Origin of the sequence: Marinobacter sp. M1C, from assembly GCF_023314135.1 — a bacterium.
Classification (GTDB): Bacteria; Pseudomonadota; Gammaproteobacteria; order Pseudomonadales; family Oleiphilaceae; genus Marinobacter.
This window is the reverse complement of record NZ_CP092289.1, coordinates 895,367-914,804: the sequence shown is the minus strand read 5'-3', so window position 1 is coordinate 914,804 and position 19,438 is coordinate 895,367. Positions and strand designations below refer to the sequence as shown.

The 19,438-nt window shown below is 54.0% G+C and carries 20 protein-coding genes, 1 rRNA gene and 1 other RNA gene; 3 read left to right on the top strand and 19 right to left on the bottom strand.

Annotated elements, in window-relative coordinates; genetic code table 11:
• Position 1 precedes the first annotated feature (1 nt).
• From MIH19_RS04355 to rsmI, 6 genes are all read right to left on the bottom strand, one after another.
• Positions 2-1,747: a penicillin-binding protein 2 gene (locus tag MIH19_RS04355; RefSeq protein ID WP_249007710.1), complete on the bottom strand. Its 1,746-nt coding sequence runs from the start codon at positions 1,745-1,747 to the stop codon at positions 2-4.
• A 73-nt stretch (positions 1,748-1,820) separates the two neighbouring features.
• Positions 1,821-2,228 carry a cell division protein FtsL gene (gene ftsL, locus MIH19_RS04350; RefSeq protein ID WP_249007709.1) on the bottom strand — a complete coding sequence of 136 codons (408 nt, stop codon included), beginning with the start codon at positions 2,226-2,228 and terminating at the stop codon, positions 1,821-1,823.
• Complete coding sequence (rsmH, locus tag MIH19_RS04345) at positions 2,228-3,205, bottom strand: 16S rRNA (cytosine(1402)-N(4))-methyltransferase RsmH (RefSeq protein WP_249007708.1); 978 nt, start codon at positions 3,203-3,205, stop codon at positions 2,228-2,230. The genes ftsL and rsmH overlap by 1 nt, the downstream gene beginning before the upstream one ends.
• Positions 3,202-3,651, bottom strand: coding sequence for a division/cell wall cluster transcriptional repressor MraZ (gene mraZ, locus MIH19_RS04340; protein ID WP_249007707.1), 450 nt, complete (start codon positions 3,649-3,651; stop codon positions 3,202-3,204). The genes rsmH and mraZ overlap by 4 nt, the downstream gene beginning before the upstream one ends.
• A gap of 302 nt (positions 3,652-3,953) precedes the next feature.
• Positions 3,954-4,310, bottom strand: an RNA gene (gene rnpB / locus MIH19_RS04335) — RNase P RNA component class A.
• Between the two features lie 50 nt (positions 4,311-4,360).
• The gene (gene rsmI, locus MIH19_RS04330; protein ID WP_249007706.1) at positions 4,361-5,242 is read right to left on the bottom strand and encodes a 16S rRNA (cytidine(1402)-2'-O)-methyltransferase; all 882 of its coding nucleotides are present in this window, start codon (positions 5,240-5,242) and stop codon (positions 4,361-4,363) included.
• Between the two features lie 68 nt (positions 5,243-5,310).
• Between rsmI and MIH19_RS04325 the strand changes: the two genes are divergently transcribed.
• Genes MIH19_RS04325 through MIH19_RS04315 form a run of 3 tightly spaced genes read left to right on the top strand, consistent with a single transcriptional unit; the run spans position 5,311 to position 8,288 of the window.
• Positions 5,311-7,296 (top strand): penicillin-binding protein activator, encoded by a 1,986-nt coding sequence (locus MIH19_RS04325; RefSeq protein ID WP_249007705.1) that lies wholly within the window; start codon positions 5,311-5,313, stop codon positions 7,294-7,296.
• A gap of 26 nt (positions 7,297-7,322) precedes the next feature.
• Positions 7,323-7,688, top strand: coding sequence for a YraN family protein (locus MIH19_RS04320; RefSeq protein ID WP_249007704.1), 366 nt, complete (start codon positions 7,323-7,325; stop codon positions 7,686-7,688).
• A gap of 9 nt (positions 7,689-7,697) precedes the next feature.
• The gene (locus MIH19_RS04315) at positions 7,698-8,288 is read left to right on the top strand and encodes an SIS domain-containing protein (RefSeq protein ID WP_249007703.1); all 591 of its coding nucleotides are present in this window, start codon (positions 7,698-7,700) and stop codon (positions 8,286-8,288) included.
• A 184-nt stretch (positions 8,289-8,472) separates the two neighbouring features.
• On the opposite strand, the gene MIH19_RS04310 is transcribed toward MIH19_RS04315, so the two are convergent.
• The 13 genes from MIH19_RS04310 to rrf all read right to left on the bottom strand — a co-directional run bounded on the left by MIH19_RS04310 (position 8,473) and on the right by rrf (position 19,368).
• Complete coding sequence (locus tag MIH19_RS04310; RefSeq protein WP_249008939.1) at positions 8,473-8,886, bottom strand: ClpXP protease specificity-enhancing factor; 414 nt, start codon at positions 8,884-8,886, stop codon at positions 8,473-8,475.
• Positions 8,887-8,948: 62 nt separating this feature from the next.
• Positions 8,949-9,578: a glutathione S-transferase N-terminal domain-containing protein gene (locus MIH19_RS04305; RefSeq protein WP_007348967.1), complete on the bottom strand. Its 630-nt coding sequence runs from the start codon at positions 9,576-9,578 to the stop codon at positions 8,949-8,951.
• 108 nt (positions 9,579-9,686) lie between these two features.
• Positions 9,687-10,442: a cytochrome c1 gene (locus MIH19_RS04300; RefSeq protein ID WP_249007702.1), complete on the bottom strand. Its 756-nt coding sequence runs from the start codon at positions 10,440-10,442 to the stop codon at positions 9,687-9,689.
• Complete coding sequence (locus MIH19_RS04295; protein WP_249007701.1) at positions 10,442-11,674, bottom strand: cytochrome bc complex cytochrome b subunit; 1,233 nt, start codon at positions 11,672-11,674, stop codon at positions 10,442-10,444. Before MIH19_RS04295 ends, MIH19_RS04300 begins: the two co-directional genes overlap by 1 nt.
• Positions 11,674-12,267: a ubiquinol-cytochrome c reductase iron-sulfur subunit gene (gene petA / locus MIH19_RS04290; RefSeq protein ID WP_249007700.1), complete on the bottom strand. Its 594-nt coding sequence runs from the start codon at positions 12,265-12,267 to the stop codon at positions 11,674-11,676. The genes MIH19_RS04295 and petA overlap by 1 nt, the downstream gene beginning before the upstream one ends.
• Positions 12,268-12,506: 239 nt before the next feature.
• On the bottom strand, positions 12,507-12,899 hold the full coding sequence (gene rpsI, locus MIH19_RS04285; RefSeq protein WP_007348971.1) for a 30S ribosomal protein S9: 393 nt from the start codon (positions 12,897-12,899) through the stop codon (positions 12,507-12,509).
• A 12-nt stretch (positions 12,900-12,911) separates the two neighbouring features.
• Entirely contained in the window at positions 12,912-13,340 is a 429-nt protein-coding gene (gene rplM / locus MIH19_RS04280) for a 50S ribosomal protein L13 (protein WP_018404896.1), read from the bottom strand.
• Positions 13,341-13,522: 182 nt separating this feature from the next.
• The gene (locus MIH19_RS04275) at positions 13,523-14,332 is read right to left on the bottom strand and encodes a TatD family hydrolase (protein ID WP_249007699.1); all 810 of its coding nucleotides are present in this window, start codon (positions 14,330-14,332) and stop codon (positions 13,523-13,525) included.
• Between the two features lie 36 nt (positions 14,333-14,368).
• Positions 14,369-15,958, bottom strand: a complete 1,590-nt coding sequence (gene prfC, locus MIH19_RS04270) for a peptide chain release factor 3 (RefSeq protein ID WP_098419536.1) — start codon at positions 15,956-15,958, stop codon at positions 14,369-14,371.
• Between the two features lie 111 nt (positions 15,959-16,069).
• On the bottom strand, positions 16,070-16,558 hold the full coding sequence (gene rimI, locus MIH19_RS04265; protein WP_249007698.1) for a ribosomal protein S18-alanine N-acetyltransferase: 489 nt from the start codon (positions 16,556-16,558) through the stop codon (positions 16,070-16,072).
• 3 nt (positions 16,559-16,561) lie between these two features.
• Complete coding sequence (locus MIH19_RS04260; protein WP_249007697.1) at positions 16,562-17,482, bottom strand: 2-isopropylmalate synthase; 921 nt, start codon at positions 17,480-17,482, stop codon at positions 16,562-16,564.
• A 40-nt stretch (positions 17,483-17,522) separates the two neighbouring features.
• Entirely contained in the window at positions 17,523-19,073 is a 1,551-nt protein-coding gene (locus MIH19_RS04255) for a 2-isopropylmalate synthase (RefSeq protein WP_249007696.1), read from the bottom strand.
• 181 nt (positions 19,074-19,254) lie between these two features.
• Positions 19,255-19,368: ribosomal RNA gene (gene rrf, locus MIH19_RS04250) — 5S ribosomal RNA — on the bottom strand.
• Positions 19,369-19,438: the final 70 nt, after the last annotated feature.

Below are 19,438 nucleotides of genomic sequence, written 5' to 3'. Positions count from 1 at the left end.
GTCAGCCCCTCTCCCCGCTGGCGGATGAAGGTGCTGACGGCCGCGGCGCACCGCTGTGCACTATGTCCAACTCCGGTTTGACATTGAGCAACCGCAAGGCGTCGCTCATCACCCGCGCAAACACCGGCGCGGCCACCTCACCACCGTAATACCCGCCAGACTGGGGCGCATCCACCCCCACGATAGTGACAATTTGCGGGTTATCAATGGGCGCCATGCCAGCAAATATGGCTTTGTACTGGCCCTCTTCGTAACCTTGGGCACCCACCAGGTGAACGGTGCCGGTTTTACCTCCGGCAGAATAGAACCCCGGTTGCGCGCGCTTGCCGGTACCGCGAGTGACAACGTCACTGAGCATGCTGCGAATCTGTGCTGTTACCTGCTCTGACACCACACGCTCGCCGGTCGGCGCATGATTCAGCTTCAACAAGCTCAACGGATAGCGCACGCCACCGTTGGCAATGACCATATAAGCTTGGGCCAACTGCAGCGCATTTACGCTAAGCCCGTAACCGTAAGACAGCGTGGCCTCTGCCGCCGGGCGCCATTTAACGGGCGATGGTAGAACCCCGATAGCTTCACCCGGAAAGCCAATGCCCGTCGGCTGACCCAGGCCGACCCGGGCGTAAAAATCGCGAATCACTTGGCCGCCAATCTCGGTGGCAATCTTGCTCATGCCTACGTTGCTGGACTTCACAACGATATCCGTCAGACTCAAAACCCCATAGTTGCCACTGTCACGAATGGTAAAACGGCCAAAACGGCGAAAACCCGGGGACGTATCAATCTGGCTGCCGATCGTGTATAGACCAGTTTCCAGCGCCGCGGCCATAGCCAGGGGCTTCATCGCAGAACCCGGTTCAAACAGATCGGTAATGGCTTTGTTGCGAAGATTTTCCGCCGCCAGTTGGCTGCGGTCATTAGGGTTATAGGAACCCTGGTTCACCATCGCCAGCACTTCGCCACTGTTCGCATCCAGCATCACCAGGGTGCCACCGCGGGCATTGTGTGCGCTAACGACCGCTTTCAATTCGCGGTAAGCCAAATACTGCAGTCGCAGATCGAGGCTTAATGTCAGTTCGCCACCCGGACGGGCATCACGAATCAGCGTCAAATCTTTAATCAGCCGACCACGGTTGTCTTTCAACACCCGCTTACGCCCGGACTCTCCGGACAAAACCCGGTTGTAAGCCAGCTCAATACCTTCCTGACCCTTCTCGTCTATGTTGGTAAAGCCAACAACGTGCGCAGTGACTTCTCCAGCAGGGTAGTAGCGCCGATATTCCTGGCGGGAGTAAACTCCGCCGATACCCAGAGCCATGGCGTTACGCGCCAGTTCAGGCTGGATTTTTCGGCGAAGGTAAATAAATTCCCGAGCGGCATAGTCAGTCAATCGCTGACGCAGAGTCGCTTCGTCAAGCTGAAGCAAGCGAGCAAGAGTGGCGATGCGCGGATCTTTTGCGTCCATCTCCGATGGATTCATCCAAAGCGTCTGTACCGGCGTACTAACTGCCAGTGGCTCGCCGTAACGATCGGTAATAACGCCGCGATGGGCGTCTATACTTTCTACGCGAATGGTCCGAGCATCGCCCTGCTGGCGCAAAAATTCGTTGTCGATAACGTGCAAATCCACCAAGCGCACGGAAATAGCACCGATCACAAATATAAATACGCCCAACACAAAGCCATAGCGCCAGTTAGCGGCGATGCGCTGACTCCATGTAGCTGTGGCTTGCGGATCGGACACGTTAGCGATTCCTGCTCGAGATTTTTTTCATTATCAAGTGGCCTAATGACACGCTTTGGCAGATGCGTGAAATTCAATAGGATTGTTTTGCTGGCACCAGAAGTGGCACCAACACAATGTCCTGGCGCCCGGGCACAACCATACCGAAACGCGTGGACGCCAAGCTTTCAACACGCCCGTAAGCGCTCAACGCACTTTGCTCTACCAGTAACTGACTCCACTCTCTCTGGAAACCGTCACGTTCTTCATGCAGTTGTGACAGCCCATTGAACAGAACACGATTTTTATGGGCACTCACCACCACACCAATGGCAGAAGCCAGCAACATAGTCACCAGCACCAGCGAGACCAAAACGTTGCTTTGCCGTGTTGCAACGAACACTTGGCCGGAAATGCGCAGCGCAGATGCTACGCCACTCCTTACCACCTTGGTGTTCAAGCGGCGGGTTTGCACCCGCTCTTCAATAGCCACAGCGCCCATCAGATATTCTCCTGTGCAATGTCTGCGCGACGTTCCAACACCCGCATTACCGCGCTGCGGGCTCTTACGTTATCGCTCACCTCATCAGGCGCCGCCTTGCTGGCTTTACCAATAAGGCGATACGCCGATGACTCTTCCGCTGCGGTGACCGGAATACCCTTTGGCATCTGCGGACCGCGCGCCAGATCACGCATAAAACGCTTCACCAACCGGTCTTCCAACGAGTGAAAACTGATCACTACCAAACGGCCACCAGGGGCCAGTTTTTCGGCAGCGGCCTTCAATCCCAGCTCCAGATCCTCCAGTTCGCGGTTGATAAAAATGCGAATAGCCTGGAATGTCCGGGTTGCCGGGTGTTTGTGTTTTTCCTTTTTTGGCACCGCCTTAGCTGCCAGTTCTGCTAACTCCAGAGTAGTGGTGATCGGCGCTTCCGCTCGACGTTCCACGATCAGCCGGGCAATACGGCGGGAGAATCGTTCTTCACCGTATTTAAAAATAACGTCAGCAATCACTTTTTCATCAGCGCTGGCCAGCCACTCTGCGGCACTGGGCGATTGCTGAGGATTCATTCGCATGTCCAGTGGGCCCTGGCGCATAAAACTAAAACCACGAGAGGCGTCGTCCAGCTGTGGCGAAGACACACCTAAATCCATCAGAACACCTTCAACCTGAGGCCAATGCGTCTGTTCCAGCGCCTGACTCAGGTCAGCAAACGAGCCATGAAAAGCATTAAAACGTGAATCTGCCGCCGCCAGAGCACGAGCTTCATCGATGGCCTGCGGGTCTTTATCGATACCCAGTAGCGCGCCATTTTCAGCCAGGCGTTCAAGAATCATGCGGCTGTGGCCGCCACGGCCAAACGTAGCGTCAACGTAGCGGCCGCCGCTATCGGTCAGCAATAAATCTACCGCTGAGTCCAGCAATACCGAGCGATGCGAGAACGAACCCGCAGCGCCATTCGTCGACGTCAGCGTCACAGCGATAAGCCCTTCATAGCATCGGTCATCTCTTCGGCGTCAGGAGGTGTGTCCAGCAAATGGTTCCAGCTTTCCTCGCTCCACAGTTCCAGCTTTTTACCCTGGCCTATTAACATCAGTTTTTTCTCCAGCCGGGCGTATTGTCTGAGCGTGGGTGGAATCAAAATCCTACCTGCCGAATCCAGTTCCATCTGAGCGGCATTACCCAGTACCAGGCGTTGCAGGCGTAATGCTGCTCTACTCATGTTGGGAAGGGCTTCAATCGCGGGACGCAATTCATCCCACGCAGATTGCGGATACAGCCGCAAACAACGGTCGGCGTCTGCAACCGTTAATATAAAACGGCCGCCACAGACCTGAATGAGCTCCTCGCGCACTTTGGCAGGGATCGCCAAGCGACCCTTAACGTCCATATTGATCGCATGACTGCCAAAAAAGTTACTCATTAGCCCTGTCTCTGGGGTTTGAATCCACTATAAACCACTAAAAACCACTTTTTCCCACTTGTGCATACTATAGAAACACGCACTCGACAATGCAAGCATCGACTATGAGAGCTAATATAAAAAATTTGCTTTTAAGACAATGAGTTACAAACAGAGCTGAAGGGGAACTGCTAGATTAAACTTAAGAAAATAAACAAAATCAAATACCTGCAATGAACACCGCAGACTGTCGTTGAGGTGTGAGATCTTTTGGCTATTACTCGCCGAGAGGCGATTAAACGGGGATTAAAAGAGGGGTGAAAAAATCGAGCTCGCCGGTAAGCCGGGTTCTGTCGTGGACAGTCATTCATCTAGGGCCTGCGTCACCACAGGCCTCAAGCAACCTACCCGAGTCCAGCGCGGGCCACGCCAACGGACTCCTATTTGGTCTTGCTCCAGGTGGGGTTTACCATGCCGTGAACTGTTGCCAGCCACGCGGTGCGCTCTTACCGCACCCTTTCACCCTTACCGGCCATCGGACGAATCCGCTGGCTTAGGCGGTCTACTCTCTGCTGCACTTTCCGTCGGCTCACGCCGCCCAGGCGTTACCTGGCACCTTGCCCTATGGAGCCCGGACTTTCCTCCCCCGATAAAACGGCGGCGACTGTCTGGCGAGCTCGGCGCTGACAATAGCGCGGCGCCGCAGCCCATGCAAGCAAAAGCGCAGCGCTCAGCCACCACTTTTAAGATGCAAGGCGCGCTGGTAAAGCTCGTTCTTCTTGCGGCCGGTAATCTCCGCCACCATTTTCGCCGCAGTCTTAACTGGCAATTCGGTCAACAAAATCGTTAATAGGCGATCGGTGTCCAGCGTTGTCTGCTCACTATCCGGCTCTGGAGCTGCGCCGTGAATCATCACCACAAACTCACCGCGACTGCCGTGGGGGTCCTGCTGCAATTCGGCCAGCACCTGCTCGGCTGTGCCGTTATAAAAGGTTTCAAACGCCTTGGTCAGCTCCCGCCCCAGCACCAGCTCCCGGCCTGCGCCCATTACCGTAATGACATCAGCAATTGTATCTGTGATGCGATGGGGTGACTCATATAGAACCAGAGTTGACGTTTCGGCCTGCAGCGATTCCAGCACCGAACGACGGCCGGAACCTTTGGCCGGCAAAAAGCCAATAAACTGAAAACGATCGGTGGGCAGGCCACTGGCGCTCAAGGCTGCGACCAGAGCACAAGCACCGGGTATGGGGCTAACCTGAAAGCCTTGGACTCGGGCTTCGCGCACCAAAATAAAACCGGGATCTGAAATCAATGGCGTTCCGGCATCGGAAATCAAAGCCACACTACGGCCGGCCCCTAGCTCAGCGAGTATCCGACTGTGTTGGCCGCGCTCGTTGTGATCGTGTAGCGCCATCATTGGCTTGTGCAAGCCCAAGTGCTGCAGCAAGCGCCCGCTGTGGCGCGTATCTTCAGCGGCAATCAGGTCTACCGTTGCCAGGGTTTTTACCGCACGCGTCGATAAGTCGTCCAGATTACCAATGGGCGTTGCGACAATATAAAGCACCCCGGCGCTAGTGGCTTGAGCTTTGTCTGCGTGCTTTGTAACCATCGTGTTAACCGCCTTGCCCGCAAAAGCGAGACTGTGTGTATGAACCCGCGCGCTTATAGAAGCGCGGCATGACACTTACTTCATGTGAATTAATGCCGGAACTGCTAAGCTTTGCGGGTTTTTCTCCCAAGCTTAACCACTCGGAGCACGCTGAGCCAGCTATGACTAACAAGCGCCTTGCCCACCCCGCCATTGCCGGCCTATTGGCCGCTATTCTGCTAACCGCCGGCTGCGCAGGGATTGATCTGCAGTCCCAGGTCGTTGACACACCAGCGCAAGCTCTGGAACTGGCCAGCCAGGAGCGCAATCAAGATACAGCACAACGCTACCTGCTGCGCATCGCCAGCCGCTTTCAGCAGCAGGGTGATCATCAGGGAGCGCGCAAGCTACTGCAAAGCGGGCAATTGGCGCAACCCCTACCCAAGCTGGCCAGCCAGAAACGATTATTGGCCATGAACGGCGCGGTGACGCTTAAAGACCAAACGTGGGCGCAGCAGATTATCGCAAACCTGAGCATCAACAGCTTTATGGAGGTAACGCCAGAGCTGCTTAATCGCGCCGGCAGCCTGCAGGCGCAGACGCTCGCGCTGGCGGGCGATCCGCTAAAAGCCGCCAAAACCTTGATCGCCCTGGCCCAAGCTGACAGCAGCGCCAACGCACAACCGCTGCACGATCGCATCTGGCAATTGTTAAAAACTGTCAGCGACACACAACTTAGTAGCGCCGACAGTCGCGAAATAGGCTACGAGACCCAGGGCTGGCTGGAACTGACAACACAGGTGAGATTACCAGGTATGGGCTTCGACGAGCAGGGCCGGACTATCCGGCGCTGGCAGTCAAACTGGCCAGGTCATCCTGCGGCCCAGCTTCTGCCCTCTGAGCTGAAGCTGATTGCCGGCCTTGCGGCCAGCCGGCCTGAGCAGATTGTTCTGGCACTGCCCTTGAATGGCCCACTGACTACCGCCGGTAAAGCCATACGAGACGGTTTTCTGGCTGCTTACTTCAGCGATACATCCGTTGACCGCGAAGCCACGCGAATACGGGTTGTCGACAGCAAACAGAAGACTTTTGGGGAATTGTATCAAGAACTGGCGAAGCAACCAGTAGACCTGTTGGTAGGCCCGCTGGATAAAGACGCTCTGGCCGAACTGGGCAAATTGCCCAGTCTGCCCCTGCAAACACTGGCCCTTAACTATCTGCCCCCGGGCGTCAGTGCCCCCGCAGGACTGTACCAGTTTGGCTTGTCCGCTGAAGATGAAGCCCGGCAAATTGCGGATCGGCTGGGCGCCGAAGGGCTTAAACGCATACTGGTGATCATTCCCAGTGGCGAATGGGGCAACCGCGTAGAAGCCGCCTTAATCGAACAGATGGCCAAACATAGCGGGCGCGTTATTGGCAGCCAGAGGTTTTTGCGAGAGGACAACCTGCGCGCGGTTACTGCCGACCTGCTGGGCATCAACACTTCCCGCGACCGCGCTATTGATGTGGAACGTACCATAGGCCTCAATATTGAGTTTGAAGCGCGGCGTCGCCAAGATGCCCAAGCCATTGTGATGGTGGCCGAGCCTGATACCGCACGTCAACTGAACCCCCTGTTTGCGTTTTATTTCGCCGGCGATCTGCCTGTTTACGCACCCTCTATTGTTTATGCGGGCACCTCTGCGCCTGGCCGCGACCGCGACCTGAACGGAGTGACATTTACCGACATACCCTGGGTGCTGGATGAAAAAAATCCTCTCCGGGATGAAGCCGGCAGCCAGCTTCCAGGCGCCACGCGCGGACAGCTCGGCCGCCTGTTTGCCATGGGCGCAGACGCTTGGCACCTAAGCAAACGCCTGCCCCTGCTTAAGCAGGTTCCAGAAGCCACTATTGACGGTCAAACCGGTGTACTGACAATGACGCCGTCCGGCAGTATTCGCCGTTATCAGCGCTGGGCCCGCTTTAGTTCCGGCAACGTCGAACTGCTGCCAGCAATACCTGCCAGCTTACCCAAGGCAGAAACCGACGCCAACCAGCCCCAGGCCAAGCCGGCGATTGCCGGGGGCGCACTCTGATCACCTGACAAAGGACAGCCAAAGCCATGGATGGCAAACGTAAAATCGGCGATTACTACGAAGGGGTAGCTGCACGCTACCTGGCCAGTTATGGCGTAAAAATTCTGGCGCGAAATGTTTACAATCGCGGTGGAGAAATCGACCTGATCGGCCAGGATGGAACAACATTGGTCTTTTTTGAGGTCCGTTATCGCCGCGCCGGCAGCTTGGTCGGAGCGGCTGAATCTATTACCTGGCGTAAACAGCAACGCCTGATTCAAGCGGCGCGCTTTTATTTGCACCGCCACCAACTGAGCAATACCGACAGCCGTATTGACGTTATCGCTATTGGTCCCGGTAGCTTAAAAAAATACCGGGTACAATGGCTTAAAAACGCACTACAGGCAGGATGATTTCAACCCATGACCGATTCTGCACAAGAGATCAACCAGCGGTTTGCCAGCCATATGGAACATACCGCTATGGCAGCAAGTATGGCCACCGAAAATATTGAAGCCATGGCTGACGCTTTTGTAAATGTATTATTACAAGACGGAAAAATCGTGACCTGCGCCAACGGCAGCGCCAACGTGGTAGCGCAGTATTTTTGCACCGCATTTCTGAACCGCTTCGAACAAGACCGCCCCGCCTTGCCGGCTATCAATCTGGGCTCAGACGCCACTACCTACTCGGCAATCTGTCGGGACAACCGCTTTAACGACACTTTCTCGCGCCAGATCCGCGCCGTGGGCAAGCCCGGCGACCTTCTATTTCTAATTGTAGACGACGGCCACAAGGCGAATCTTATTCAAGCCATTCAGGCCGCACACGATCGTGACATGAGTGTTGCCGTATTGAGCGCCCATGAAAAATCCGATATTACGTCTTTGTTGGATCCGCAAGATCATGAAATCGCACTGAATAATCTCAGCCCAAGCGATGCCATGCCGATACTAATGCTGCTCATCAACGTTCTGTGTGCCAGAGTTGACAGTAAGCTGTTCGGTGGTTAATAACGGCCAATGTCCCGTCTGACTAATTTGTAGACCGACTGAGCGCCTGAGTGCTCAAAAATTAGCCAGACGGGGCGCTAACGAATTTTAGCCAAAAAAAACCGCTGCACCCTCACTGTCAGAAGACAGGTTGAATAAAGCGGTTTTTACTTGCCAGAACATCAGCTTTTACGAGCGGATAACTCTATCTAACAACCTTCAGAGTCGGACGACCACTCGGGCGATCCTCCTTGGACTTGGAGCCATCGGCGTTACGGGGCTCACCTGCGCCATTCGGATCTGGCATGCCAGGTTCGGAACCAAACACCATACCTTCACCATTTTCTTTGGCGTAAATAGCGATCACCGCCTGCAATGGCACAAATACTTGCATGGGCACACCACCAAAACGGGCGTTGAATTCCAAAGCACTATTGCCAATAACCAGAGACTTGACAGCACCAGGGCTGATATTGAGCACGATCTGGCCATTCGCCACGTGCTCATTCGGAACTTGCACACCTTGGATCCCGGCGTCAACCACGATGTAAGGCGTGCAATCGTTGTCCAGAACCCACTCGTTCAACGCTCGCACCAGATATGGGCGACTGGAGCTCATGGTAGTTTTTACATCGGCCACTGCGACTCTCCTGCTGCGACGACTGGCGTATTAATCACTGCTTAGCTACGAATGTCTTCTTCAAGGTCAGACAGACTGGCCTTAAAACCTTCGCGACTAAAAATACTCTTCATATACTTATCCAGCGGCTTAGCCTGCTTGTCGTCCAGCTCAATACCCAGAGCCGGCAAACGCCACAGAATCGGCGCAATACAGCAATCCACGATGGTAAATTCTTCCGACAGAAAAAACGGCATTTCACCGAATACCGGCGCAGTGGCCAGCAGGCTTTCGCGCAATTCCTTACGAGCGACTTCCGAAGCCTTGGCATTGGGCTGGGCCACAATCTGATCGACCTTGACACACCAGTCGCGCTGAATTCGATGAATCATCAGGCGGCTGTTAGCACGGGCGACCGGGTAAACCGGCAGCAACGGCGGATGAGGAAAACGCTCATCCAGATATTCCATCATGATATTGGGCTCGTAAAGCACAAGATCCCTATCCACCAGAGTCGGCAACGCGTTGTACGGGTTGAGGTCAGCAAGCTCGGCCGGAGGGTTATCCGGATCTACATCTACGATATCAACGGTAACGCCCTTCTCAGCCAATACGATACGAACCCTGTGGCTATACTGGCTCGCGGGGTCTGAAAAAAACGTCATCGACGACCGCTTGGTCACAACGCCCATAGCACTACCTCATGATTGATCAAAAAAATTGGCCCTGAAAAACAAAAAAAGCCCAGCGAGCCAATCATGACTCGCTAAAGCTCAGGGCTGTTAATTATACCCTATTTCTCAGTGTATATCCTTCCAGTACTCGCGGTTGAGCAGGTAGGCGAACACAAAGAAAATCGCGACGAAAATCAGCACAAAAACACCAAGGCGTTCACGCTCAACCTTAACCGGATCTGCCATGTAAGACATGAAATTGGTCAGGTCATATATGGCGCTGTCAAACTCTGCCGACGACATACTGCCCTTGGTGGCATAGCTGGGACAGATGTCTGCGTTATTGACATTACCACTGAGCGGCTCAACCGACGCTTCCACGCCAATATTTGGCTTGACCGCGCACAAACCCTGTAGCTCAACCAATACGTGGGGCATACCCACGTTGGCGAATACCACGTTGTTTACGCCTAGCGGGCGGCTGTCGTCTTTGTAAAACCCACGCAGATAAGAATATACCCAGCTCTCACCACGCAGGCGAGTTTCCAACGTCAGATCCGGAGGCGGCGCACCAAACCAGCCAGCGGCCATATCCTTGTTCATAGCGTTTTTCATCAGTTCACCGATATTTGCACCGGTGAAAATTAGATTTTCCGTGTACAGATCAACCGGAATTTCCAGATCGTCCGCCACGCGTTTGTAGCGGGCGTATTCCATGGAATGACAGCCCATGCAATAGTTAGTGAACATTGCCACACCGCGCTGCAATGACGCTTTATCGGTGTGATCGGTTTTGATGTGGTCCAGTGGCACGGCGCCACCCGCTGCCAGCCCAAGTGCCGGCAGGATGACCATGAAAAGACCAAGAATCAGCTTTTTCATTATCCTGTCACCCTCTCTGGAACTGGCTTGGTTTTCTCCATGCGCGTATAGAACGGCATAAGAATGAAGAAAAGGAAGTAACACACGGTCAGAATCTGAGCGGCTATGGTACGGCCTTCAGTCGTCGGTACCAGGCCAAGATAACCCAGAATAACGAAGCTGATGACAAAAACAGCCAACGCCACACGGCTCATCCAGCCTTTATAACGCATGGAACGAACCGGGCTACGGTCCAGCCAAGGCACAACAAACAGTATGGCGATTGCACCACCCATCACCACTACGCCCCAAAACTTTGCAGACAGCCCCAGTAAGTCAACGGTTACCGCACGCAACATCGCGTAAAATGGCGTGAAGTACCATACCGGAGCAATGTGCGCAGGCGTTTTCAACGGATTGGCAGGCTCAAAGTTCGGCGCTTCGAGGAATAGACCGCCCATTTCAGGGAAGAAGAACACCACAATAAAGAAAATGAACAGAAATACGCCTACACCCATCAAATCATGCACGGTGTAGTACGGGTGGAACGGAATACCGTCTTTCGGAATGCCATTTTCGTCTTTGTTCTTCTTGATGTCGATGCCATCAGGGTTGTTCGAACCCACTTCGTGCAGTGCCAGGATGTGCAGCACTACTAGTCCAAGCAAAACGATAGGCAGGGCCACAACGTGCAGAGCGAAGAAGCGGTTCAAGGTAATACCAGAGATCAGGTAATCACCACGAATCCACAGCGACAAGTCTTCACCAATCACCGGAATAGCACCAAACAGGTTCACGATAACCTGCGCGCCCCAATAGGACATCTGTCCCCAAGGAAGCAAGTATCCCATGAAGGCTTCAGCCATCAGCACCAAGTAAATCAGCATGCCAAACAGCCAGATCAGCTCACGGGGCTTCTGGTACGAGCCATACAAAAGACCGCGGAACATGTGCAGGTAGACAACAATGAAAAACGCGGAAGCGCCGGTAGAGTGCAGATAACGCAACAGCCAGCCCCACTGTACATCACGCATGATGTATTCCACCGAGGCAAAAGCGCCTTCGCCGGAGGGATTGTAACTCATGGTCAGCCAAATACCGGTAACGAGCTGATTAACCAACACCACCATGGCCAAAAAACCGAAGAAGTACCAAAAGTTGAAGTTCTTCGGCGCGTAATATTTCGCCAGGTGTTTGTTCCAGGCTTCAACAATTGGGAGACGTTCATCTACCCACTGCACTAGCTTTGACATTACGCAACCTCCGGATCAAGACCAAGGGTAATGGTCGTGTCGTCATCGTACCGATAAGGCGGAACCTCAAGGTTCAGGGGTGCAGGCTGCGCATCGTAAACGCGGCCGGCCAAGTCGTAGCGGGAGCCGTGACAGGGGCAAAACAAACCGCCCAACCACTCTTTACCCAGATCGGACGGAGCTAACTCGGGCCGATACGTCGGTACACAACCCAAATGGGTACACAAGCCCACCAGAACAGCGATCTCTGGTTTTATTGAACGAAAAACGTCCTGGGCGTATGCCGGTTGCTGTTCAGACTCCGACTGGGGATCTTTCACCTGGTCGCTGAGCTTTTCAATATTATCCAGCATCTCTTGTGTACGACGGATAATCCACACCGGTTTACCCCGCCACGCCACAGTGATCTGCTGACCCGGCTCAACTTTTTCAATATTGACAGTTACCGGTGCGCCCGCAGCTTCCGCTTTGGCACTGGGATTCCAGGACGCCACGAAGGGCACTGCAGCACCAACAATCCCAACCCCGCCGACCGCAGCCGTAGCACCGACTAAAAACCGACGCCGACCATGGCTCACGTCGCCATTTTTCATTATGGTTTTCTCCCATCAGGCGATGACACACCGCAAACATTGCGGCAATGCGCATCTAAAAGGACTTCACAACCCAAGATTATAAGCGCACAAATAGTAATGAAATTACCACTTCCTTACAAGTCGGAAAGCCGCTACAGCGGCTTCTTACCATGCGCCAAGTCAATTTGGTTGCGAGTTACACAGGCGAAAAAAAACCCGACAATAAGCCGGGTTTTTGTGTCTGCTCCAGCAAAAAATTAACGCTTGGAGAACTGAGGACGCTTACGCGCCTTACGCAGACCCACTTTCTTACGCTCAACTTCACGGGCATCACGGGTTACATAACCCGCTTTGCGCATGGCTGGACGCAATGTTTCGTCGTATTCCATCAGAGCGCGTGTCAGACCGTGGCGAATAGCGCCGGCCTGACCACTGATACCACCGCCTTTTACCGTGACGTTGATATCAAAACGATCCACAGACTCGGCAACAACCAAAGGCTGACGCACGATCATACGCAAGGTTTCGCGACCGAAGAATTCTTCGATGGTGCGACCGTTGATGGAAATACTACCGCTTCCAGGCTTGATAAAAACACGAGCCGTTGAGGTTTTGCGGCGACCGGTACCGTAATTTTGTGCTACAGACATATCCGCCTTCCGTTAAATGTCGAGTTCTTTGGGCTGCTGGGCTGCGTGAGGATGCTCAGCGCCGGCATAGGTTTTCAGCTTCAGGAACATGGCGCGACCAAGCGGACCCTTCGGAAGCATGCCTTTGACAGACTTCTGGATGATTTGCTCAGGGGCCTTTTCGATCAACTTCTCAAAGCTGATGGACTTGATTCCACCCGGAAAGCCGGTATGGCTGTAGTACATCTTGTCAGATGCCTTTTTGCCGGTAACCCGCACCTGGCTGGCGTTGATAACAATAATATAATCGCCAGTGTCTACATGGGGGGTGTACTCAGGCTTATGCTTGCCCCGCAGACGAAGGGCGATTTCGGTTGAAAGACGACCCAGCGTCTTGCCGGCTGCGTCTACAACGTACCAGTCACGTTTTACAGTTTCTGGTTTCGCACTCAGAGTCTTCATTGATTCCGCCTTGAACGCTATAAAATAATCGTTAAAATCTGCTTTACGCTGAAAATAACAGCAGCAGATTTCTCTACCTGTTGGTTGCGCTGAACTGTTCGGGGCTGAGACAGTATCAACGCCTTGAAAAGCCAGGTCGCGAAGTATACTTTAGGTCGCAAAAAAATCCAACCCCGATATCGTCAGTTTCGGTAATCACCCAGTTGCGACCGAAAAAGCTCCGCTTGTAGCGCAGAACCATAGAGTCGACAGCTATTTTCGAGCAGGACAGCTGCTAATTCGGGCTCGGCTACGCCACGCAGTAGGGCCAGTTCTCGCAGTATATCCGGCAGATACTGCGGAGAGTTCTGGCCGTGCCGAACACCGGCCGGTGCCATATCAGGTGCGTCTGTCTCTAGAACCAACGCAGAGGCCGGGACACGCGTTAACGTGTCGCGTGTTTTACCGCCTTTGGCGTGAGTAATCACACCACCCACCCCTAACATACAGCCCAAATCTATCAATTTTACAGCTTGCTGATAGCTACCGGAAAAGCCGTGAACCAACGCATTACCCGTCCAATTCGCCGCTTTTAATACCTCGACAACCTCATCATGAGCTTTAACGGAATGGATCACCAGCGCTCTCCGATACTCGGCGGCAATTCTCACCTGAGCTTCAAACCATGGCATCTGTTCGCTCAGGCTACCCCGAAGCCGATCTAGCCCGCACTCACCAACACCCACACATAGCTCGCTCGCGTTAGCCAAGCGGCCCCGCAACCGCTGCAGATCCTCAGGGCCATGTTCGTCAATATACCAAGGGTGAATACCCAAACAGTAAAAAACACCAGAATGAGCCATAGCGACTTGCTGTACTTTCGGCCAATCGGCGCAGCGAACGCCAGGTATCACCAGCCCGCCAATGCCCTGCCCACGCAATTCGCCCATCAATTGCTCGCGCCGCCCGTCAAACTGGGGGAAATCGAAATGACAATGGACGTCAACCAGCATCACGTCGGCCTCTGAACCGAATAGCAACGGGTAAAATCAATGCTCCCGGGTTTTATGGAACTCCACGTCGGGATACCGCTCTTGAGCCAAGCTCAAATTCACCATGGTAGGCGCAATGTACGCTAGCTGATTAGCGCCATCGAGGGCCAGGTTGTCGTTATTCTTGCGTTTAAACTCGTCCAGCTTGCGCTCGTCAGTGCAGGTTACCCAGCGCGCCGTGGATACATTAATCGGCTCGTAAATGGCCTCTACCTTATATTCGGTTTTCAGACGACTAACCACTACGTCAAACTGCAGCACCCCAACAGCACCAACTATCAAATCGTTGTTGCGCAGCGGGCGGAATAGCTGAACAGCGCCCTCTTCTGACAGTTGAATCAGCCCTTTTTGCAGCTGTTTGGCTTTTAGCGGATCTTTCAAGCGGATGCGGCGGAACAGTTCAGGCGCAAAGTTTGGGATGCCGGTAAATTTCATGTCGGCACCGGAGGTAAAGGTGTCCCCCAGCTGAATAGTACCGTGGTTGTGCAAACCGATAATATCACCCGCAAACGCCTCCTCTGCGCGCTCCCGGTCTCCGGCCATAAAGGTAAGCGCATCAGAAAAGCGCACATCTTTGCCTAGCCGCACGTGGCGCGCTTTCATTCCTGGCGCATACTGGCCTGAAACTATCCGTAAAAAGGCAACGCGGTCGCGGTGCTGTGGGTCCATGTTGGCCTGTATTTTAAATACGAAACCAGAAAAACTTTCATCCACCGGCTGCACCAGGCACTGGTCGGTTTGCCTCGGCTGTGGCGCAGGCGCCCATTCCACAAGCCCATCCAGCATGTGATCAACTCCGAAATTTCCCAGTGCGGTGCCAAAAAATACCGGCGTTAACTCTCCGGCCAGAAAAGCCTGCTGGTCGAATTGGTGAGACGCGCCCTTCACCAACTCTACCTCGTCACGCAGTTCTGCGGCATAGCCACCCAGGGCGGCCTCAAGCTCGGGATTGTCGAGACCTTTTATAATTCGCTCATCCTGAATCATATGGCCTTGCCCAGTGTGATACAAAATCACTTCATCCCGCAGCAGGTGGTACACCCCTTTAAAGCTCTTTCCCATGCCGATAGGCCAGGTAATGGGCGCACAGGCGATATTGAGAACCCTTTCGACTTCGTCCATCAGATCTACCGGATCACGGGTCTCTCGATCCAGTTTGTTCATGAACGTAATGATGGGCGTATCTCGCAGGCGCGTCACTTCCATCAACTTGATGGTGCGCGCCTCAACACCTTTGGCGCTGTCTATGACCATCAGGCAGGAGTCTACGGCTGTCAGGGTACGGTAGGTGTCTTCGGAAAAGTCTTCGTGTCCCGGTGTATCCAGCAGGTTGATCAAACTGCCGTGGTAGGGAAATTGCATCACCGAGGTGGTGACGGAAATGCCCCGCTCCTTTTCCATTTCCATCCAGTCTGATTTGGCATGCTGGCCCGATTTTTTGCCTTTTACAGTGCCTGCCCTTTGAATAGCCTTACCGAACAGCAACACCTTTTCAGTAATAGTGGTTTTACCGGCGTCCGGGTGGGAAATAATCGCGAAAGTGCGACGGTTAGCCACTTCCGTTGAGAGCTGGGAAGGATTCGACATAGTATCAAAACGACCTGAATAGATAGTAACAAGACAACCTGAATAGAAAGTGCTGAGAAGGGCATCATTATAGGGCTTAAGGCGTTTATACGCGAACCCCGGTGCAGTGGCTTAGAGCAAACAGGGGCGCGTCATCACCCGAGCGTTTTCACGGCCATTGGTCGCAGGGTAATAATCCGGGCGCACACCAACCTGATCAAAACCCTCAGAGCAATACAAGCGATAGGCGTGCCGATTGCTATGGCGAACCTCCAGCAGCAACAGCTGCATACCGTCGTGGCCGGACTGCGCAATCAGATACTGTAACAGCCGCCGTGCGACACCCAGGCTGCGTGCCGCGGGTGCTACGCAAAGATTCAGTAGGTGAGCTTCATCGTACTGATAGGTCACCACCGCGTAGCCGGCAAGCTCACCATTACGGCGCGCCGCCCACAGTTTATAAGTGGACTTAAAGCAATCTTCAAAGATACCTGCGGACCAGGGATTGGAATGGCAGCCGCGCTCTATTTCAAGGATTGCCGGCAGCTCTTCCGGAGTCAAGGTGTCTATGACGAGGTCGCCCTGAGCCACCTGCTGATACGCCTTAGTTCGGTCTCCCATGACTCAGCTCACCCATTCCCTGATGGCACTCCACAGGTCCCTCTTGTACTGAGACTGCGCTGCAAGTTCGGCAAGACTGAACCTGAACGCCATCAGCGGCTGTTTTACTGTCGGCAATGCTTCTGCTAGCCAGGACGGCACGGGGCCCCCGGCATGATCAGCGCTTAAACGGTCGTCAGCATTCGCACCCAGTACGATCAGATGTTGAGCGTTCAAGCCGGATAAAATCGGTTTCAGAACGCCAACCAGATCCTGCGGCTGGTTGCCAGGCACCAGAAGGTTGTTAAACACCGGCCAGTTTACGGTTACGCTCTCACTCGACTCTTTTTCGCCGAGGCTTCGCAAAATATTGTGCGCAAGCGCTTGTTGCAACTTGACACTGGCGTCGTTCGAGAGTGCCGCTATCAGGCTGACATTACGGCCCTGCCACAACGCCAGGGTAACCTTTAGCGGATCAGCTGTTGGCACAACCTGGTCGGAATTGCGGGTTGTTGGCGAGAGCGCCGCTGGCAAAGGCGCGATTTCCACCGCCGGCGACGCATCCGTCACTGGGGCAGACGTCTGATCAGGAGTCAAACGGGTGCTGGCAAGAACATCTTCTACCGGCTTGGGGCGGCGATCAGGCTGGGATGCCTCGGTTTTTCCCGCTTTCATCAGCGACTGCAGATCAGCAATGCGGGCAGCCGCCGCAGGATCTGCCCGGCGCAACGGTTTGGCTTTAGGTAAGTGGGCCGAAGAAGGCGCGTGAATGGGCGCAGAAGGGTTCCCGGCAGGCATTGGCAACACTGGAGTCGTTGGAGCGCGCTCTAACGGAAACACGAATTCAGGGCTAGGCGCAGCACCCGGCAGCGGCTCGCGAGCATACCAGAGCTGCACACCGGCCATCGCCAAATAAAATTGCCGTTCCGCTTCGTGGGTCCGCATTAACATCCTGCCAAATTATTCAAACGTGTCTTAATAACTTTTATACATCAGCTTCTTGCGGATGGTGCCGTATACCGCCCGCACTGATCAAATTCAACGCTGCTATGTAAGCTTTGGCCGAAGCAATAATGATGTCAGTGTCTGCACCTACGCCGTTAACGATGCGACCACCGCGCTCAAGACGTACCGTAACCTCGCCCTGTGAATCGGTACCGCTGGTAATGTTGTTCACCGAGTAGAGCTGAAGCTTGCAACCGGAATCCACCAATGACTCAATGGCTTTGAATGTCGCATCTACCGGCCCACTGCCTTCGGCCTGCACACTGTGCTCTTTGTCATCCATGGTGATCGTCAGATCGGCTTTCGGAATCACACCCGTTTCCGAGCACACTTTCATGCACACCAATCCGAAGCGCCCTAACTGATCTTTTTGACGGGTGTTGCTGGCAATCGCCTGCAAGTCTTCGTCAAAAATTTCGTGCTTCAGATCCGCGAGAGCTTTGAAGCGGGCAAACGCCTCATTCAACTCGGTTTCGGTGCCAAACTGGATGCCGAGCTCTAACAACCGCGTACGGAATGCATTACGGCCGGAGTGCTTGCCCATCACCAAGCTGTTGGTGTGCCAGCCAACGTCTTCAGCCCTCATAATTTCATAGGTTTCGCGGTGCTTGAGTACGCCGTCCTGGTGAATACCGGACTCGTGGGCAAAGGCGTTGGCGCCTACGATCGCTTTGTTAGGCTGTACCGGGAAACCGGTAATGGTCGACACTAAGCGGGAAGCCGGCACTATGTGAGTAGCGTCTATGCGGGTATCAAGATTGAAGTAGTCCTGACGAGTACGCACCGCCATCACAATCTCTTCCAAGGAGGCGTTACCGGCGCGCTCACCTAGACCGTTAATGGTGCATTCAACCTGGCGTGCGCCCTGAGATACAGCTGCCAAAGAGTTGGCGACGGCAAGCCCCAAGTCATTGTGGCAATGAACCGAGAAAATAGCCTTGTCGGCGTTGGGGATGCGATTCAACAACTGGGCCATGGTATTGCCGAATTGATGGGGTATAGCGTAACCCACGGTGTCCGGAATATTGATGGTTGTAGCGCCTGCGTCAATCGCCGCTTCAATAATGCGGCATAGAAAATCCAACTCGGAACGACCCGCGTCTTCACAAGAAAACTCCACATCAGCAACGTGATTGCGCGCGCGTTTAACCGCACGGACGGCCTGCTCCACCACCTCGTCAGGCGACATATTCAGCTTGTGCTTCATATGGATAGGGGACGTAGCTATAAATGTGTGAATGCGACTGCAATTTGCCGGGCGCACAGCCTCGGCAGCCCGATCAATGTCACCATCAATGGCACGAGCCAGGCTGCATATTATGGAGTCTTTGATGGTTTCCGCGATTCCTTTGATTGCCTCAAAATCGCCCTGGCTGGCTATGGCAAAGCCGGCTTCAATGACGTCAACACGCAGTTTTTCCAATGCTTTGGCAATACGCAGCTTTTCGGCCTTGTTCATGGTGGCGCCGGGGCTTTGCTCGCCATCGCGCAGAGTGGTGTCAAATATGACGAGGTGATCGTTGGCAGGCATGCAGCAACTCCATCAGGCTTATTGGGCTTTGGTCTGGCAGTATACCACCGGGACAGATTTCACGAATAGGGGACAGACTAGGGACGGATTTGAAATCCGTCCCTGTTTTGGGCTGGTTTCGTTTTATTCAGCCAAAAAAAAGCCCCGGCAGCGTGAGCTGTCGGGGCATTTAGCAATAAGAGTCTGACGATGACCTACTCTCACATGGACGAACCACACTACCATCGGCGCAGGCTTGTTTCACTTCTGAGTTCGGGATGGGATCAGGTGGTACCAAGCCGCTATAGTCGTCAGACAAAACGGTTGATCACTGGGGGATGAGATAGAACGCTGGCTTTTTAGGGCCGTGATACGATTTTTTCGTT

What these genes read in the sequence shown, in the direction of transcription:
- rimI (WP_249007698.1), bottom strand. Translation starts at nt 16,558, where the DNA reads ATGGGAGACCGAACTAAGGCGTATCAGCAGGTGGCTCAGGGCGACCTC.
- MIH19_RS04295 (WP_249007701.1), bottom strand. Translation starts at nt 11,674, where the DNA reads ATGTCAAAGCTAGTGCAGTGGGTAGATGAACGTCTCCCAATTGTTGAA.
- MIH19_RS04310 (WP_249008939.1), bottom strand. Translation starts at nt 8,886, where the DNA reads ATGAGCTCCAGTCGCCCATATCTGGTGCGAGCGTTGAACGAGTGGGTT.
- MIH19_RS04305 (WP_007348967.1), bottom strand. Translation starts at nt 9,578, where the DNA reads ATGGGCGTTGTGACCAAGCGGTCGTCGATGACGTTTTTTTCAGACCCC.
- MIH19_RS04255 (WP_249007696.1), bottom strand. Translation starts at nt 19,073, where the DNA reads ATGCCTGCCAACGATCACCTCGTCATATTTGACACCACTCTGCGCGAT.
- ftsL (WP_249007709.1), bottom strand. Translation starts at nt 2,228, where the DNA reads ATGGGCGCTGTGGCTATTGAAGAGCGGGTGCAAACCCGCCGCTTGAAC.
- rsmI (WP_249007706.1), bottom strand. Translation starts at nt 5,242, where the DNA reads ATGGTTACAAAGCACGCAGACAAAGCTCAAGCCACTAGCGCCGGGGTG.
- MIH19_RS04275 (WP_249007699.1), bottom strand. Translation starts at nt 14,332, where the DNA reads ATGCTGGTTGACGTCCATTGTCATTTCGATTTCCCCCAGTTTGACGGG.
- MIH19_RS04315 (WP_249007703.1), top strand. Translation starts at nt 7,698, where the DNA reads ATGACCGATTCTGCACAAGAGATCAACCAGCGGTTTGCCAGCCATATG.
- MIH19_RS04325 (WP_249007705.1), top strand. Translation starts at nt 5,311, where the DNA reads ATGACACTTACTTCATGTGAATTAATGCCGGAACTGCTAAGCTTTGCG.
- rplM (WP_018404896.1), bottom strand. Translation starts at nt 13,340, where the DNA reads ATGAAGACTCTGAGTGCGAAACCAGAAACTGTAAAACGTGACTGGTAC.
- prfC (WP_098419536.1), bottom strand. Translation starts at nt 15,958, where the DNA reads ATGTCGAATCCTTCCCAGCTCTCAACGGAAGTGGCTAACCGTCGCACT.
- MIH19_RS04300 (WP_249007702.1), bottom strand. Translation starts at nt 10,442, where the DNA reads ATGAAAAAGCTGATTCTTGGTCTTTTCATGGTCATCCTGCCGGCACTT.
- MIH19_RS04260 (WP_249007697.1), bottom strand. Translation starts at nt 17,482, where the DNA reads ATGCGGACCCACGAAGCGGAACGGCAATTTTATTTGGCGATGGCCGGT.
- petA (WP_249007700.1), bottom strand. Translation starts at nt 12,267, where the DNA reads ATGAAAAATGGCGACGTGAGCCATGGTCGGCGTCGGTTTTTAGTCGGT.
- rpsI (WP_007348971.1), bottom strand. Translation starts at nt 12,899, where the DNA reads ATGTCTGTAGCACAAAATTACGGTACCGGTCGCCGCAAAACCTCAACG.
- MIH19_RS04320 (WP_249007704.1), top strand. Translation starts at nt 7,323, where the DNA reads ATGGATGGCAAACGTAAAATCGGCGATTACTACGAAGGGGTAGCTGCA.
- mraZ (WP_249007707.1), bottom strand. Translation starts at nt 3,651, where the DNA reads ATGAGTAACTTTTTTGGCAGTCATGCGATCAATATGGACGTTAAGGGT.